This is a genomic window from Streptococcus oralis SK610, from assembly GCF_000257455.1.
Lineage (GTDB): Bacteria > Bacillota > Bacilli > Lactobacillales > Streptococcaceae > Streptococcus > Streptococcus oralis_CB.
Genome location: NZ_AJKQ01000017.1, coordinates 112,025 through 129,715 on the forward strand (window position 1 = coordinate 112,025; position 17,691 = coordinate 129,715).

A 17,691-nucleotide genomic window follows, 5' to 3' on the forward strand; every position below is an offset into this window, starting at 1 on the left:
TATCTTTAAAATATTTCACCCTACTTTCCCAATCAAAATCTCTGCCTCAATGGTAATCTCAGTCAACTGAGTCCAGTCAATCTTGGTATGATCAACGTGAAAGAGTAAGGGTGTCATGGTAAGCAGGGCTTGACGTTGCTCTGCTGTGATGGGTTTGGTTAGAGAAGCTATTTGGCTAGATTGGATGCTGAAATGTTCCTGGAAATGTTCTTTGATATCTTGGTTGGAATAATCCTTCTTTGTCAGCTGGTCCTGCACCATTTGGCGGATTTCTTTGAGGTGGTTTTCAGTAGGGATGACCTTAATCAAGATACCGTCTTTGGATAAAACGCGACGAAACTCCCCATAGTTGGCAGGCGAAAAGATGTCAAGCAGGATATCCATGCTGGCGTCTTTTATAGGAAGACGAGCCAGGTCACCAACAAACCAATTGACCGCCCAGTTGGGTTCACTCTTGGCAGCGATTTGAACGGAATCTTTGGAAATATCAAAGGCATAGAAGGTTTTTTCAGAATGACTTTCTTGGAGTTTACGAGAGTAGAAACCTTCACCACAACCGATGTCCAAGACAGTTTTTGCAGATGATTTAGTCGCTAGTAGGTCTGAGATGGTTTCTAAGATAGTCTGATAAAAACCAGCTTCCAGAATTTGCTGGCGGTTTTGAAAGTTTTCCTTGTCGTAGTTGGTGGATTGTTTGATTTGAGGTGCCAGATTGACATAGCCGAATTTTGCTAGATCAAAAGAATGGTGGTTGCTACACTTGAGGCTAGACTCTACCAAGGTGAGATTTTCTTGGCAGATGGGGCAGGCAAAGGCACTAGCAGAAGCAAAGCGCTGGAGTTTTGGTTTGAGGTTTGTATTCATAGTTTAAGTCTAGCAAAAAAAGAACTGGATGGCAAATGCCTCCAGTTTGCTTTTTAATATGTAAGGACGAAGTATTTTTTCTTACCACGTCGGATAACAGTGAGTTCGTTCTCTAACTTATCTGCATCTCCTAAGACATAGTCAAGGTCTTGGATACGGTCGCCGTTGACGTAGATAGCTCCGTTTTGAACGTCTTCACGGGCTTGGCGTTTGGAATTGACCACACCAGATGAGACGAGAAGTTCCACGATATTGTGGTTTTCGTCTGCTTGTACTTGGTAGTTTGGCACTCCACGAAGTCCTTGTTTGAGTTCTTTGACAGAAAGGTTTTTAATGTTTCCAGCAAAGAGTTGCTCAGTGATGTTAAGAGCTTCTTTGTAAGCTTCTTCTCCGTGGACAAGAGTCACGACTTCACGAGCCAGGACTTTTTGAGCCAAGCGTTCGTGTGGAGCAGCTTCAAATTGTTTACGGATGTCTTCGATCTCATCAAGTGACAAGAAGGTAAAGATTTTCAAGAAGCGAACAGCGTCAGCGTCCATGACGTTCATCCAGAATTGGTACATTTCGTATGGAGAAGTCTTTTCAGGGTTGAGCCAGACTGCGTTTCCTTCTGATTTACCAAATTTCTTACCAGTCGCATCAGTAATAAGGGGAACTGTGATAACATGACCTGTCTTGTCAGCCTTACGACGAAGCAATTCTGTCCCAGCTGTCATATTTCCCCACTGGTCAGAACCACCGATTTGTAGGGTGACGTTGTGCTCTTGGTTAAGGACGTAGAAGTCATAGCCTTGCATGATTTGGTAGGCAAACTCTGTGTAAGAAATCCCTGTTTCGATCCGTTTTTTCACAGACTCTTTGCTCATCATGTAGTTGACAGTGAAGTATTTTCCGATATCACGGAGGAAGTCAATGAAGCTGATGCTGCCAAACCAGTCGTAGTTGTTGACCATGACAGCTTTATTTTCACCATTTTCAAAATCAAGAAAGCGAGAAAGTTGTCCTTGGATAGACTTGACCCAGCCATTTACTGTGTCTTTTGTTTGGAGACTACGTTCAGCATCTCTGAAGGACGGATCTCCGATGAGACCTGTAGCACCGCCAACGAGCGCATAAGGTTTGTGACCTGCTAGTTGCAAACGACGACTGGTCAAGATTGCGACAAGGTGGCCGAGGTGAAGGCTGTCAGCAGTTGGATCGTAGCCAGTATAATAAGAAACTTGACCTTCTTCTAGGGCTTTGCGCAACGCTTCTTCATCAGTCGTTTGAAAAATCAAACCACGCTCTTTTAGCTCATCAAAAATGTGCATGTGTCTTTTCTCCTTTATAAAATATTGTTTCTACCTATTGTATCACAAACTTGATTAATAGCCTAGTGGAATAGGGAAGAAAGTGGCTATTTTATTGAAAGTTTCCCTTTTATGGTATAATAGAGAAAGCGAGGACATTCATGAAAGAAAGAATTAATGAATTAAAAACAAAAATGCTGCATTTTTTCCAGCAGCTAATGCAACGAATTGCGAAATGGAAGAAAAGACTAGCAGAAAAACTAGCTAATAAGAAAACCGGTAAAAAGCGGACCTCTTCTGATAAAGTTAGAAAGGCAGGGTCTATTTTTGCTAAGGTTTTGAGTGGGTTTAAAATAGTCTTTAATACTCTCTTTATCTTAGGCTTTATCGGTGGACTGTTTGGCGCTGGTGTGGCTATGGGTTATGGAGTCGCTCTATTTGACAAGGCCCAAGTCCCTCAGGCAGAAGAGTTGGTCAAGCAAGTGAAGGATATTGCCTCCATCTCAGAAATCACTTATTCTGACGGCAGTACCATTGCCTCGATCGAGGGTGATTTATTGCGCACTTCAGTCGCTTCAGATGCTATCTCAGACAATCTTAAGAAAGCTATTGTTGCGACAGAGGACGAGCATTTCAATGAGCACAAGGGAGTTGTGCCTAAGGCCGTTATTCGTGCGACCTTGGGAACCTTTGTCGGTCTAGGCTCGTCTAGTGGTGGTTCGACCTTGACCCAGCAGGTCATCAAGCAGCAAGTGGTGGGGGATGCTCCAACTCTGGCTCGTAAGGCTAAAGAGATTATTGATGCCTTGGCTTTAGAACGGGCCATGGGCAAGGATGAGATTTTAACAACCTACCTTAATATTGCACCTTTTGGACGCAATCACAAGGGCCAAAATATTGCAGGTGCCCAGCAGGCTGCAGAAGGAATCTTTGGAGTCAATGCTTCGGATTTAACGGTCCCTCAAGCAGCCTTTATCGCAGGATTGCCGCAGAGTCCGATTAGTTACTCTCCTTATGAATCTGATGGTAGCATGAAGAGTGATGAGGACATGGCTTTGGGGATTAAGCGTGCCAAGGATGTACTCTACAATATGTATCGGACAGGAGCTCTAAGTCAGGAAGACTACGATAAGTACAAAGATTATGACTTTAAGAAAGATTTCCTACCATCCGGTAGTGTTAGTGGTACTTCGCGTGACTATCTCTACTATGCAACCTTGGCAGAAGCTACTGACCGCATGTACGACTACCTCGTCCAACGAGATAATGTCTCTGCGCAAGAATTAAAGAATGAGTCCATTCAGAAATCCTATCGCGATCTAGCCGCTAAGGAAATTGAAAATGGTGGATATAAGATTACGACAACTATCAATAAAAATGTTCATGCTGCGATGCAAAATGCGGTTGCGACCTACGGCTACCTGCTAGATGATTCAACAGGCCAGCCTGAGGTGGGGAATGTCCTCATGGACAACCAAACGGGAGCTATCCTAGGATTTGTTGGTGGCCGTAATTATCAAGAAAATCAGAACAATCACGCTATCGATACCAAGCGTTCTCCAGCTTCAACCACAAAACCTATATTGGCCTATGGTATCGCTATTGACCAAGGTTTGATGGGAAGTGCAAGTATCTTGTCAAACTATCCTACCAACTTCTCAAATGGGAATCCTATCATGTATGTCAATAGTCCTGGTACGGGCATGATGACATTGGGAGAAGCCCTTAACTACTCATGGAATATCCCAGCCTACTGGACTTATCGTACGCTTCGAGAGAAGGGTGTGGATGTCAAAGGCTATATGGAAAAAATGGGTTACGAAATCCCAGAATATGGGATTGAAAGTTTACCGATGGGTGGGGGGATTGATGTTACAGTTGCCCAGCATACCAACGGATATCAGACCATAGCTAACAATGGAGTTTACCATAAGAAACATATGATCACGAAGATCGAGTCAACGGATGGTCGAGTGGTATACGAGCACAAGGATGAGCCTGTCCAAGTTTATTCGAAAGCGACAGCAACCATCATGCAAAGTCTCCTTCGGGATGTTATTTCATCTCGGATTACTTCAAGTTTCCAGACGGATTTGACGACTATCAATCCATCCCTAGCTCGTGCTGACTGGATCGGAAAAACTGGTACGACCAATGAAGATGAAAATATGTGGCTCATGCTTTCTACACCTCGCTTGACTTTGGGTGGCTGGTTAGGTCACGATGACAACCGACCACTAGCCAAAGGAGCAGGCCACTACCGCAATGCCAACTATATGGCCCACTTGGTCAATGCTATCCAACAAGCTGAACCTGGAATATGGGGGAATGAGCGCTTTAATCTGGATCCAAGTGTGACCAAGTCACAAGTTCTCCGATCTACAGGGCAAAAACCGGGCAAGGTTTCCATCAATGGGAAAGAAATAGAAGTTTCTGGATCGACAGTAACGAGCTACTGGGCGACTAAAGAAGGTGCCCCAGTGACCACCTATCGCTTTGCCATTGGAGGAAGCGATGCAGATTATCTGAACGCATGGAAGAATATTCTAGGAAGCATTCCAGCAGTGACTCCTCCAAGCTCAAGTTCAAGCAGTAGCTCTGGAAGTTCAAGTTCGAGTGGAAATACTCAAAGTGGTTCTTCAGGACGTTCACGTCTATTTAATCGTTAAGAAAGAGTAGTAGCAAGGTTAGTAATTTCTCCTTGTTGCTACTTTTTTCTTTGTTGGTTTCGTGTTACAATAATAATATGAATCATTATCAGAAAAAGATTGTTAAGGGAACAGTATACTCGCTACTCTCAGGCCTAATCTGGGGGATTTGTGGAATTTTAGGAGAGTATTTTTTCACTCATTATCCAGTGTCTTCTGGATGGATTACTTCTATGCGTTTATTAGTGGCGGGGAGTTTGGTTTTAGGTCTATCTGCCTTTCAGTTGCGTAGCCGCTTGTTGGACATCTGGCGTGATAAGAAAAATTATCTACCTTTTTTAGCCTATGCTATTCTAGGTATTTTTTCTGTGCAGTTTTTCTTCTATCTCTGTGTTGAGTATTCCAATGCGACGACGGCGACCATTTTGCAATTTATCAGCCCAGTTTTTATCCTGTTTTACAATCGAATCGTCTACCAGAAGAAGGCTTCGATTACAGCTGTGCTCTATGTTTTGATTGCCATGCTAGGTGTTTTTTTGATGGCCACAAAAGGGGACTTGTCCCAGTTGTCCATGACACCTTTGGCTCTAGTGACAGGCTTGCTCAGTGCAGTAGGCGTCATGTTTAATGTCATCTTGCCCCAACGATTTGCCCGCCACTATGGTTTTGTACCTACTGTTGGTTGGGGGATGATTCTCGCAGGGCTCTTTAGTAATCTGCTCTATCCAGTCCATCATGTCACCTTCCAGTTGGATGCTAGCAGCCTGCTGATTTGTTTGATTATTGCCGTGTTTGGTACTGCTTTTGCCTTCTTCCTATCTATGAAGGCTGTGTCACTCGTTTCCCCGCTGGTTGTATCGGTGGTGAGTGCTAGCGAACCGCTCTCTTCAGCTTTATTAAGTGTTCTTTTTCTGGGATTGGTCATGGATGGTTTTTTGGCCTTGGCTATGGTGTTGATTATCGTTCCGATGATTTTCTTATCTGTAGAAGAAGCAAAACAAGCCAGGTAAAGATGATTATTTGATAGTTGAGGCTTCAAATTTGAAGCCTTTTTTGGTAGAATAGGTATCATTATAACGAACTAGGAGGCGCCTATGACTGCTACAAAAATGAACGCTCAAGAAATTATCCAATTTATCGCCAATGCTGAAAAGAAAACCAGTGTCAAAGTAACCTTTGAGGGGCAACTCGCAACTGCTGTGCCTAGCTCTGTTGTCAAACTAGGAAATGTCCTATTCGGAGACTGGAAGGACGTCGCTCCGCTTCTTGAAGGTTTGGTAGAAAATCAAGATTATGTTGTCGAGCAAGATGCTCGTAATTCTGCAGTTCCTTTGCTAGATAAACGTGCTATCAACGCTCGTATCGAGCCAGGCGCTATTATCCGTGACCAGGTGGAAATTGGTGACAATGCTGTTATCATGATGGGAGCTGTTATCAATATCGGTGCTGAAATCGGTGCTGGAACCATGATTGACATGGGTGCCATCCTTGGTGGTCGTGCTATCGTTGGAAAAAATAGCCACGTTGGTGCAGGTGCAGTTTTGGCGGGTGTGATTGAGCCAGCTAGCGCTGAACCAGTTCGTGTTGGAGACAATGTTCTTATCGGTGCCAATGCCGTGGTTATCGAAGGAGTCCAAATCGGCAGTGGTTCGGTCGTTGCGGCAGGAGCTATCGTTACCCAGGATGTCCCAAAAAATGTTGTTGTAGCAGGTGTTCCGGCTCGTATCATCAAAGAAATTGATGCCCAAACTCAACAAAAAACAGCGCTAGAGGATGCGCTTCGTACCTTGTAATTGTAAAAGTAAAAAAGAGGCGGAACTCTTTTTCCAGCCTCTTTCTGCTATATCGGAGGACAGATAGATGTTAGATTTGATTCAGACTAGACGAGATTTACACCAGATTCCAGAGATTGGCTTGGAGGAGTTCAAGACTCAGGCTTATTTGCTGGATGTGATTGAGAAATTGACTGCGGGCAAGGATTTTGTTCAAATTCGTACTTGGCGAACAGGGATTTTGGTCTACCTGCAGGGAAGTCAGCCGGAGCGAACCATTGGTTGGCGGACAGATATTGATGGCCTGCCTATCGTCGAACAAACAGGTCTACCTTTTGCTTCTCAACACCAAGGTCGCATGCATGCCTGTGGCCATGATTTTCATATGACCATTGCCTTGGGCTGTTTAGAGCGTGCTCTTGAGAAGCAACTCAAGAATAATCTGCTTTTTCTGTTTCAACCTGCTGAAGAAAATGAAGCGGGTGGTATGCTCATGTATGAGGATGGTGCTTTTGGAGATTGGTTGCCAGACCAATTTTATGGTCTCCATGTTCGTCCAGATCTAAAGGTTGGACAGATTGCGACCAATAACCATACACTCTTTGCAGGAACTTGTGAGGTGAAGATTTGTTTCAAAGGGAAAGGTGGGCACGCAGCCTTCCCGCATGAGGCCAATGATGCCTTGGTGGCTGCTAGCTACTTTATCACTCAGGTGCAGTCAGTGGTTAGCCGCAATGTTAACCCAATCGAGGGAGCAGTGGTGACCTTTGGCCTTTTCCAAGCTGGTGTTGCGAATAATGTCATCACAGATACAGCCTTTTTACATGGAACCATTCGCGCCTTGACTCAAGACATGAGCCTCTTGGTACAAAAGAGGGTCAAGACAGTCGCAGAAGGGGTTGCAGCAGCCTTTGATATGGAAGTCGAAGTAGAACTCAAGCAAGGAGGCTACCTACCTGTTGAGAATAATCCAGCCTTGGCGCGTGAACTGATGGACTTTTTTGAAGAGAAAGACGGAATCGAGTTGATTGATATCGAGCCAGCTATGACTGGTGAGGACTTTGGTTATCTCCTTTCGAAGGTTGATGGCGTTATGTTCTGGCTGGGTATCGATAGTCCCTACGCCCTTCATCACCCTCAGATGAGTCCTAAGGAAGAAGCCTTAGCCATTGGGGTAGATGCGGTCTCTAGTTTTCTGAAAAAGAAGGCAGCAGAGTAGAGGAATTGTCTATGAAAGCAGAACTACGCAAGAAAATTTTGCAAGAAATGAAGGCTTTATCTCAGGAGCAAAAACAGGCTATGGATCAAGTTTTAACTGAGCGTTTCTTACAACACCCTTTTTACAAAGAAGCCAAGACCATCGCAACCTATCTCTCCTTCCCTCATGAATTTCAAACGCAAGAACTGATCGAGCGGGCGCTGAAGGACGGCAAAAAGGTTCTGATACCCAAAACCTATCCCAAGGGGCGCATGGAATTTGTGGTATATGATCCGAAGCAGTTGGTAAAAACTTCCTTTGGTTTACTTGAACCGCAAGGAGACTTGGAAGTTGTGGATCCGTCTCAGATTGATTTAATCCATGTTCCGGGCTTGGCTTTTACGACAGAAGGCTATCGGATCGGATATGGTGGAGGCTACTATGACCGCTATCTGGAATATTTTGCTGGTCAGACCATGAGTACAATCTATCCTTGTCAGGTTCAGGAGTTTAACTTGGAAGACCATGATATTCCCGTCAAGGAGGTGCTAACCTATGAAGGAAATCTTTGATAAACGTTATCCTGTGACTAGTTTCTTCCTCCTAGTAACCGCATTGGTATTTCTCTTGATGTTGGTTCTTACAGGTTTAAATTTTGAACGAGCAGATACCTTGCTTCAGTTTGGGGCCATGTATGGACCGATCATTCGCCTGTTCCCAGAGCAGATTTGGCGCCTATTTTCGGCTATATTTGTGCACATTGGATGGGAGCATTTCATTGTCAATATGATTTCACTCTACTTTCTTGGACAACAGGTGGAGGAGATTTTCGGCTCTAAGCAATTTTTCCTTCTTTATCTCTTATCAGGAATGATGGGCAATCTCTTTGTTTTTGCTTTCACACCGAAAGTCCTAGCAGCAGGTGCCTCCACTTCTCTCTATGGATTATTTGCTTCGATTATCGTTTTGCGCTATGCGACTCGCAGCCCCTATATCCAGCAGTTAGGGCAATCCTACCTGACGCTTTTCGTGATAAATATCATTGGAAGTATTCTGATTCCAGGAATCAGCCTAGCAGGGCATATTGGTGGCGCAGTAGGCGGTGCCTTTCTAGCAGTCATTTTTCCAGTCAAATGGGATAAAAGGATGTATAGTACCAGCCAGCGAATCGGAGCAACCCTACTTTTTGTCGCACTTGCCATTTTCCTTTTCTACAAAGGAATGAGCTATGTGTAAGGGATGGAATAGTTAAAAAGCTACTCAAAAAATGAGTAGCTCTTTATGTAGATTGGAACCATTCGAAACAACACAGCTCTAAAACTTCATGGTGTAAAATAGGGTATAGAAAAGAGTTTTGGAACCATTCGAAACAACACAGCTCTAAAACCTTCAAATTGGTTTAGTACTGTCTGAAATAGTTTTGGAACCATTCGAAACAACACAGCTCTAAAACCGGGGCATGATTGAGTATCATAGCCCCACCGTTTTGGAACCATTCGAAACAACACAGCTCTAAAACTAATAACTGGATGTTGTGGAGCTGGAGGGTGTTTTGGAACCATTCGAAACAACACAGCTCTAAAACTGATGTTGCGTCATATAAAGGTGAGCAATAGTTTTGGAACCATTCGAAACAACACAGCTCTAAAACACAAACAATGAAGACTCAGTACGACGGGCAGTTTTGGAACCATTCGAAACAACACAGCTCTAAAACAACCAATTCATACATTAATGATTATGGACGGTTTTGGAACCATTCGAAACAACACAGCTCTAAAACGTATTAGGTCGTAAAGTTGATGACTCCATCGTTTTGGAACCATTCGAAACAACACAGCTCTAAAACCGGGAGCAATGGAATCAGTGATCAAAGGAGGTTTTGGAACCATTCGAAACAACACAGCTCTAAAACTGGCCACGCTGAATGATTTTAGGTTCAAGAGTTTTGGAACCATTCGAAACAACACAGCTCTAAAACAAGGGTATTTAGTCCATTTGTAAACCAATTGTTTTGGAACCATTCGAAACAACACAGCTCTAAAACAAATGATTTCGATCGAATGAACTGTTTGAAGTTTTGGAACCATTCGAAACAACACAGCTCTAAAACATAAGCTTAACATTCATCAACAAACACTGTGTTTTGGAACCATTCGAAACAACACAGCTCTAAAACAGAATATCTTGACTGACAAAGATGTCACGCGTTTTGGAACCATTCGAAACAACACAGCTCTAAAACTGGCCACGCTGAATGATTTTAGGTTCAAGAGTTTTGGAACCATTCGAAACAACACAGCTCTAAAACAAGGGTATTTAGTCCATTTGTAAACCAATTGTTTTGGAACCATTCGAAACAACACAGCTCTAAAACTGTCAATTCTGACAGCCTTTTGATGATCTTGTTTTGGAACCATTCGAAACAACACAGCTCTAAAACTGAAGGAAACGCTCAAATTGTTGGTGAGGGGTTTTGGAACCATTCGAAACAACACAGCTCTAAAACTCCTAACGACGATTATTACAGCGTGTACGGGTTTTGGAACCATTCGAAACAACACAGCTCTAAAACACAATCTCACTGACTACTAAGACGCCTTTAGTTTTGGAACCATTCGAAACAACACAGCTCTAAAACCAGTGACAGTGTCATTCTCGCTATTTAGCAGTTTTGGAACCATTCGAAACAACACAGCTCTAAAACACCAAGCAACTACGTCCTCAGCAATCTGAAGTTTTGGAACCATTCGAAACAACACAGCTCTAAAACACACCATCAGATAAACCACAAGACAAGGATGTTTTGGAACCATTCGAAACAACACAGCTCTAAAACAAAGTCTCCCCTTCGTCTTTGGTAATTATAGTTTTGGAACCATTCGAAACAACACAGCTCTAAAACAGCAGCAGGAGCAAGAACTATCTTCAAGCGGTTTTGGAACCATTCGAAACAACACAGCTCTAAAACTTCCTAGCGGTTATCAAGTATGGAACATACGTTTTGGAACCATTCGAAACAACACAGCTCTAAAACTGGACGGACCAGCAATCAGCATCTTGTGGCGTTTTGGAACCATTCGAAACAACACAGCTCTAAAACAGGCCTTCCTTTTCAGCGTCATATTCCAACGTTTTGGAACCATTCGAAACAACACAGCTCTAAAACACACGAATCCAAAGGTCATCATGTTCGTCAGTTTTGGAACCATTCGAAACAACACAGCTCTAAAACTGCTTACTTGCTATCTAATGCTAGTAACTTGTTTTGGAACCATTCGAAACAACACAGCTCTAAAACGGATCTTTTGACCACTTGCGCCATCAATGAGTTTTGGAACCATTCGAAACAACACAGCTCTAAAACCTCGTAGAAAAATTTTTCTCACGAAATTTCGTAATCGCGCCATTCGTCCCAGCCAGACTTCAGCTCGTCAGGTTCCAATTGTTATCCTTATTATACCATATTTTCAGGGTTCAAGAAATAGTCTTGATCCATTACATACTGGGGAAAATCATAGACTTTACGAGGTTCGACAAATAAAACACTTAGTTGATTGAGTTGGATATACTCTATCAAATTTACTAACTCATCCTTTGATAGATAGGCGGATGCATTGATGAAAACAAGGAGTTTCTTTTTAGAAAGATATTTAAAAACCTGGACAATTTCTAGCATCTTTTCAAAAGGTGTATCACTCAGGGTTTCGACTTTGACACCAAGTGCATCGATTAACTCTAGAATGGTAATTTCATCATACTCTAGGTCTAACTCGTTTTCCAAACACTCAAATGCCAGCAATTCTGTAATCGTAGCAACCAACTTTTCAATCATGGACTTGACTTCGGGCTTGTCATTGAGTTGATTTTCTAAATCAGCATGTATGAGCTTGAGCATGGCAGGTGAGTTGAGATTGTATCCTAAGACATCCGTTATCACTAGTAACTCAGCTTCTTTCAGAGCTTTTAGATTTCTATCAAACAACTTCAACTCCCCATCATCAGTATATTGGTAGAACTGCTTGACAATGGTTGAAAAGGTAAACTGGTCTTCCAACACTAAAAAAGTTGCATTTTCAATAGTTAATGGTTCATCCAATAGCGGGAAATTAATCTTCATCTCGAGGCTCCTCTCCTAGAAAGACCAAGCGTGCGTCGGAGTTTGCTACGCTGGTATTTCGCTCGCCATTTAAGTAAATCATGCGAGAAAACTGCTTTTCTGTAACGGTTAAGAGAGTAATGTTTCCTTTCTTAGGGTTATGAGTCTTGAGTCGCTCAATCATGGTGTTATTAGCAGAGTTGTTGAGCAAGAGCTTGCTATAGATGGAGAATTGGTGCATGATAAATCCCTCGTCTATGAGGAACTTCCGAAATTTCCGATAAGCCTTGCGTTCCTCTACGGTATCAACTGGCATATCAAACATTAAAATCATACGCATATATCGATAACTCATATCCTAAACTCAGGAACTCCTTTCTCGGGTTGATTGAGAGCTTGGATGACTTTCTTAGTATAGTCGCTGACGATATTGGACAGGTACATATCTTTACCATTGTAGTGAAAGGTATTTGAGAAAATAGTAAAAAGCTCTCGTTTGATTTTGATAAAAGAACTGCTTCGATTTTCATAGACAATTCTGTCAATAATCGGACGGAAAGGCTCCATAATATCGCTGGCTAGGTTGAATTGATTAAACTGATTAGCATGTTTCAAGCCAAACTGGGTCATACAGCCAGACAAGACAATCTCACGCGCAAACATACTCAAAATCAAGGTGTAGCCGTAGTCTAAGGCAGCATTGACATCATTGTCTTGTTCACGGCTAAAATCATTTCCAAACAAGGTGTTAAAATAAATCCGAGCAGCATGACCCTCACGATTGCTAGGATCAAATAAATCCAACCCATGATAGAGATCGATGACTGACTGGCTCTTTTCCAGAAAACCACAACTCCCTAGATAAAAAGCCTGATTGAGAATTTTTTGTGCAATGATGGTTGTCCAGATTTCCGCCTTTACATCTTCATTCCAAGCAATTTGTCGAGAGAGTTGCAAGCTGGAATCGTGCCGACCGTAGTAGGGCATTAAGTATGCCGTTGGCAAGCGTTTATCATCACAAAAGATGACTAGAATATTTTCATCCACCAAACGTTTAATCAGCATAGTGGAGAGAACGATATCCGTCGTCTCTAAAAGTAGGATGTCCACCTCGGACAGGTGAATCAACTCTGTCCGAGAGGCATCTTTAAAAATCAAGTGGTTGTTCTTGTAGGAGAGTTTAGAGTGTGTATTGACAACAACGGTTCTCCATCCCATCAGTCTTCTCCTAGTTTGCTCAAGTCAATCCGAGTCTCGTAGAGACCAGTGATGGATTGGTGGATGAGGGTGGCGTTGAGGATTTCAGATACAGTTGTGTACCGTTTCCGATCAATATCTTTTCCAAAAAATTTAAAGGCAGCAGGAGCACCTAAAGCAGTAAAGGTCAACAAATTGATAAACGAATTTGCTAGAATTTCTATATCTGCTTGCTCATTGTCTGCATATAAGTTCTGGATTTTCTCTAGATTTGCATCTGCGAGGACATATTTTTGAGAGAACTCAGATACAAGATTTAACAAATCCTTAAATTCATTTCGGTGTTTCTGGATATATTCTAAATGTTCTGGTTCGTCTAGTTTATGGACATTTTTAGAATGGTAGAGCAAGGTTGTTAAGTATACTGGAAGTACTATTTCATTGCCTTTTTGAAGTTCTTTTGCACTTGCAAGTAGTCGTCTGCGACCATTTTCCAGTTCAAATAAACTATACTTAGGTAGGCAGAGGATGTTTTCTTTACGGACATTATGATAGCCTTTATTTTCAAGGAAAGTTATTGGATTCTCCTCAAAAGCGGCTTTTTCCATAATCGTGATACCAACTAGAGTTTTGACAGTCTTCAGTTTTTTCGCTTTTCCTTTTTCGATATCGGCAATGAGCAAGATCGAATAGGCGATAACAGGGCTATCAAATCCCCCATATTTAGTAGTTTCCCAAAGAATATCCTTTGTTTTTCGAGGGATTAGCTTGTCAGAATTTCCTTTAGGAAGAATGGACTCTTTAGAGAAACCACCTGTTTGCACCTCTCGCTTCTTCACAATATTCACCTGTGGATAGGAAAGTACTTTTTTGATGGTTGCGAAATCTTTTTCCTTATTCCAAGCGATTTCTCCAGTATCCTTGGAGTATTCGATATTCTCTCTTTTTACGATAGTTCCGTCTGCGTAATGCACCTCTTCTTTAAAGAAGTTCAACAAGTTTGAGTAGAAGAAATACTTTTCAGTTGCTTTTTCGACTTCTTTAGGATTTCTAGATCTTGAGATGTAGCGCTTAAGATCGTACTTTTGATAGTCACCATAGACAAATTCAGGCTCTAGTTTAGGATATTTTTTAAGGATAGCCTTAGCCACTACTGCATTTAAGTAGGCATCATGTGCATGGTGGTAGTCATTGATTTCCCGAACCTTGTATAACCTAAATTCTTTACGGAAGTTGGAAACTAGGTTGGATTTCAAAGTGATGATTTTGACGGTGCGGTTCTTCTTATCCTTCTCATTCACTTCTTTATTGAAGCGAGCATCCAAAATCTGTGCAACGTGTTTTGTGATTTGACGTGTTTCAACTAGTTGGCGTTTGATGAAGCCAACTTTATCTCGCTCATCTAGCCCGCCACGTTCAGCCTTGGTTAAATTATTAAATTTACGTTCTGAAATCAATTTGGAATCCAACAATTGTTGCCAAAAAGCTTTTCTTTTTTGAACAACTTCTATACTTGGAACATTATCGGATTTCCCGCGATTATCCTTTAAACTAGTCAAGACACGGTTATCAAGAGAATCATCCTTGATAAAGGCCTGTGGGACGATGTGGTCAATGTCATAGCTGCTCAGTTGGTTGATGTCAAGAGGTTTTCCAGTATACATATCCCTCCCATTTTGGAGATAGTAGAGGAAGAGACGATCATTTTGAAGTTGAATATTATTTGTTGGATGTTCTTTTAATATATTTGAATCAAGCCCAGATGCTAAATTTTTTAGTGCATCTTCAATGCGCTTATATCTTTGTTGAGAATTCTTTTTCCCTCTGGCAGTTGTCTGATTTTCTCGTGCCATTTCAATCACAATGGACTCAGGAGTATGGCCCATCACCTTGACAAGTTCATCAACTATCTTGATACTTTGTAAAATTCCCTTTTTAATAGCGGGACTGCCTGGGAGTTCTTGGACAACTTGTTTCACATCATCTGTCTTGCCAACCACTTGTGCTTTTTGGGTAATTTCTTTGAAGGAAAGCCCGTCATCGTTGATTAACTGCATAAAGTTACGATTGTTCTTACCGTCATCAATCAGATAATCAAGAATCGTATTGCCAGTTTGCTTATCACAGATACCGTCAATCAGCTTAGCAGAGAGTTTTCCCCAACCAGTATAATGTCGGCGAATTAGTGCCTTGATTACTTTTTCATCAAAGAGAGAGTCATATTGAGCAAGGCGTTGCTTAATCATCTCACGATCTTCAAAGATAGTTAGCGTATGGACGATGTTTTCAAGAATCTCTTCATTTTTAGAATCATCCATAAATTCTTTATCCTTGATAATTTTGAGTAAATCATGATAAGTAGAAAGACTAGCGTTAAATTGTTTTTCAATTCCTTTTAGTTCGATTCCATCGTAGCCATCAACATTGTGTAGAAACTGGATGATGTCTTTTTCAGTTACTTTTCTTTTCTCTTTGAATAATTGAGTGACAATTTGCTTCTTCTGCCCACTATCAAGGAATTGATAGTCTCTCAATCCTTCTGCAATAAATTTTACTTTTGTTAATTCATTATAGACAGCAAATGTTTCATACAAGAGACTGTGCTTAGGCAAAACTTTTTCCTCTGGGAGATACAAGTCATAGTTAGTCATCTTATTGATGAAGTCTTCCGCAGAGCTTGCCTTATCAACAATTTCTTCAAAGTTCCAAGGTCTTATTGCTTCATCGGAATTTCGAGTAAGCCACGCAAAATCACGATTGCCACGAGCCAATGGGCCAACGTAATAAGGAATACGGAAGGTTAAGATTTTCTCTATCTTTTCTTTATTGTCCTTCAGAAATGGATAATGTTCTCCTTGCCGACGGAGAATGGCATTCATTTCTTGAAGATGAATTTGATGAGGAATAGAACCATTATCAAAAGTACGTTGTTTTCTCAAGAAATCTTCACGTTCAATTTTCTCAAGGAAATAATCTGTTCCTTCGAATTTAGAGAGAAGATTTTTGATATATTTGTAAAATGCTTCTTGTGTGGTCTTACCATCGATATATCCAGCATACCCATCTTTAGATTGGTCAGAAAAAACTTCATCATATTTTTCTGGAAGATTGTTTTTGATGAATTGTTTTAAAACTGCCAAGTCTTTTTGGTGATTTTCATAGCGCTCAATCATAGATGCTGATAATGGTGCCTTGGTTGAAGGATCTGTGACAGTCAAAATGCCTGATAGAAGAATAGCATCATAGAGTTTTTTGGCAACTAAGAAAAGATCAGCAAAGTCATCTCCAATTTGTCCGAGCAAGTTTTCCAAATCCTCATCATAGGTATCTTTAGAGAATTGTAGCGGAGCTTTTTCTCCTAAGTCAAAATGTTTTTTAAAATCAGCTTGATTTCCTACAATCAACTTGAGAAATTCTGAAAACAAACCAGTGGACTTTTCGTCAGGAAAGAGTTTTAGAACGCGCTCTCTCTTTGCAGATTTACTAATTTTATCAGTAAAAATTGCTTCTACTTGTGCGTTTTGCCCACTAAGTGAACTTCCTTCAAAGGTATTATCGTAAATGCTTATAAATTCGCTAAAGATTTTTTGGATATCATTGTTTTTAATATCAAATGTATCTTCGTATAAAAAATGCCCGCGATATTTAATCATATGAGCTAATGCTAGATAAATCAAGCGCAAGTCAGTTTTTTCTTTTGAATCTGCTAATTGCTTTCTCAAATGATAGATAGTTGGAAATTGCTTATGGTATTCTTTTTCTTCTGCCAAGGTAGCAAAAATAGGGTATTTACTCCCTCTTTTATCCTCAGGAATTAAAAAGGAGTCATCCAATCGATGAAAGAAACTGCTATCTACCTTGCTCATTTCCTCAGCAAAGATTTCTTGAAGATAGCGAAGACGATTTTTTCGGCGAGTATAGCGACGACGTGCAGTTCGTTTAAGGCGTCTAGCCTCAGCAGTAGTTCCCTCATCAAACAATAGAGCCCCGATGAGATTTTTCTTGATAAATCGTTTATCGGTATTACCCAGAACTTTCATCTTTTTCGATGGGACTTTATAATCGTCAGTGATAACGCTCCATCCGACGCTGTTAGTACCAATATCAAGTCCGATAGAGTAATTTTTGTTTTCCATGTATAAAAACCTCCGTTGTATTAAGTTATAATTTTAAAATTAAGAAATGAGAGCTTTGATTAAGTCTCAGTTAGAATAGCTAAATTATCTTTAGTGAATTTGAACTTTTTCAAAACAATCTCCTTAAAATATAACTTTATTTAATTGCATCATTCTAACTAAAAATTTCAATAGAATAATGATGAAATATCGGTAAAAATGTGCTAAAATTGATTATAGGTTATATTTTAGTTTTAGAACTGTATTGTTTCAAATGAGGATAAACTAGCTTTTTGTCGTATCTGTAAAATGATTTACATTTCACTTGATAATTTTTGACAAGTATAGTACAATAAGGCTGTTGGAATTATTCGAAACAACACAGCAAAGTTAAAATAAGGCTTTGTCCGTACACAACTTGAAAAAGTGCGCACCGATTCGGTGCTTTTTATTTTATTATACTAACTCATTGTACTCCTGTTTTTAGAAAAAAACAAATAATATCGTAG

The 17,691-nt window shown here is 40.9% G+C and carries 12 protein-coding genes and 1 CRISPR repeat array; of the genes, 6 read left to right on the forward strand and 6 right to left on the reverse strand.

The annotated features are described in order from the left end of the window. Nucleotides 1-15: 15 nt before the first annotated feature. Nucleotides 16-864 (reverse strand): putative RNA methyltransferase, encoded by an 849-nt coding sequence (locus HMPREF1115_RS06985; protein ID WP_001095501.1) that lies wholly within the window; start codon nt 862-864, stop codon nt 16-18. Nucleotides 865-917: 53 nt separating this feature from the next. Further along, nucleotides 918-2,174 carry a tyrosine--tRNA ligase gene (tyrS, locus tag HMPREF1115_RS06990; protein WP_000546913.1) on the reverse strand — a complete coding sequence of 419 codons (1,257 nt, stop codon included), beginning with the start codon at nt 2,172-2,174 and terminating at the stop codon, nt 918-920. 140 nt (nt 2,175-2,314) lie between these two features. On the opposite strand from tyrS, the gene pbp1b reads away from it, so the two are divergent. The 6 genes from pbp1b to HMPREF1115_RS07020 all read left to right on the forward strand — a co-directional run bounded on the left by pbp1b (nt 2,315) and on the right by HMPREF1115_RS07020 (nt 9,007). Then, nucleotides 2,315-4,822 (forward strand): penicillin-binding protein PBP1B, encoded by a 2,508-nt coding sequence (gene pbp1b / locus HMPREF1115_RS06995; RefSeq protein WP_000664436.1) that lies wholly within the window; start codon nt 2,315-2,317, stop codon nt 4,820-4,822. Nucleotides 4,823-4,899: 77 nt separating this feature from the next. Then, a complete protein-coding gene (locus tag HMPREF1115_RS07000) occupies nt 4,900-5,811 on the forward strand; it encodes a DMT family transporter (RefSeq protein WP_002882309.1) in 912 nt (303 codons plus the stop codon). Nucleotides 5,812-5,895: 84 nt separating this feature from the next. Further along, on the forward strand, nt 5,896-6,594 hold the full coding sequence (dapD, locus tag HMPREF1115_RS07005; protein WP_000127467.1) for a 2,3,4,5-tetrahydropyridine-2,6-dicarboxylate N-acetyltransferase: 699 nt from the start codon (nt 5,896-5,898) through the stop codon (nt 6,592-6,594). 67 nt (nt 6,595-6,661) lie between these two features. Next, complete coding sequence (locus HMPREF1115_RS07010; RefSeq protein ID WP_000885092.1) at nt 6,662-7,792, forward strand: N-acetyldiaminopimelate deacetylase; 1,131 nt, start codon at nt 6,662-6,664, stop codon at nt 7,790-7,792. 11 nt (nt 7,793-7,803) lie between these two features. Further along, nucleotides 7,804-8,343 (forward strand): 5-formyltetrahydrofolate cyclo-ligase, encoded by a 540-nt coding sequence (locus HMPREF1115_RS07015; protein WP_000642757.1) that lies wholly within the window; start codon nt 7,804-7,806, stop codon nt 8,341-8,343. Further along, nucleotides 8,327-9,007, forward strand: a complete 681-nt coding sequence (locus HMPREF1115_RS07020) for a rhomboid family intramembrane serine protease (RefSeq protein ID WP_000658471.1) — start codon at nt 8,327-8,329, stop codon at nt 9,005-9,007. Before HMPREF1115_RS07015 ends, HMPREF1115_RS07020 begins: the two co-directional genes overlap by 17 nt. Before the next feature lie 49 nt (nt 9,008-9,056). Further along, nucleotides 9,057-11,138: direct repeats of the CRISPR family, unit length 36 nt; unit sequence GTTTTGGAACCATTCGAAACAACACAGCTCTAAAAC. Between the two features lie 90 nt (nt 11,139-11,228). Here the strand turns inward: HMPREF1115_RS07020 and csn2 are convergent. Genes csn2 through cas9 form a run of 4 tightly spaced genes read right to left on the reverse strand, consistent with a single transcriptional unit; the run spans nt 11,229 to nt 17,203 of the window. Continuing rightward, entirely contained in the window at nt 11,229-11,891 is a 663-nt protein-coding gene (csn2, locus tag HMPREF1115_RS07025) for a type II-A CRISPR-associated protein Csn2 (protein ID WP_000700136.1), read from the reverse strand. Beyond that, a complete protein-coding gene (cas2, locus tag HMPREF1115_RS07030) occupies nt 11,881-12,225 on the reverse strand; it encodes a CRISPR-associated endonuclease Cas2 (RefSeq protein ID WP_002882303.1) in 345 nt (114 codons plus the stop codon). The genes csn2 and cas2 overlap by 11 nt, the downstream gene beginning before the upstream one ends. Further along, nucleotides 12,222-13,091, reverse strand: a complete 870-nt coding sequence (gene cas1, locus HMPREF1115_RS07035) for a type II CRISPR-associated endonuclease Cas1 (protein ID WP_025170997.1) — start codon at nt 13,089-13,091, stop codon at nt 12,222-12,224. The genes cas2 and cas1 overlap by 4 nt, the downstream gene beginning before the upstream one ends. Next, on the reverse strand, nt 13,088-17,203 hold the full coding sequence (gene cas9, locus HMPREF1115_RS07040; protein WP_000428613.1) for a type II CRISPR RNA-guided endonuclease Cas9: 4,116 nt from the start codon (nt 17,201-17,203) through the stop codon (nt 13,088-13,090). The genes cas1 and cas9 overlap by 4 nt, the downstream gene beginning before the upstream one ends. Between the last annotated feature and the right edge of the window lie 488 nt (nt 17,204-17,691).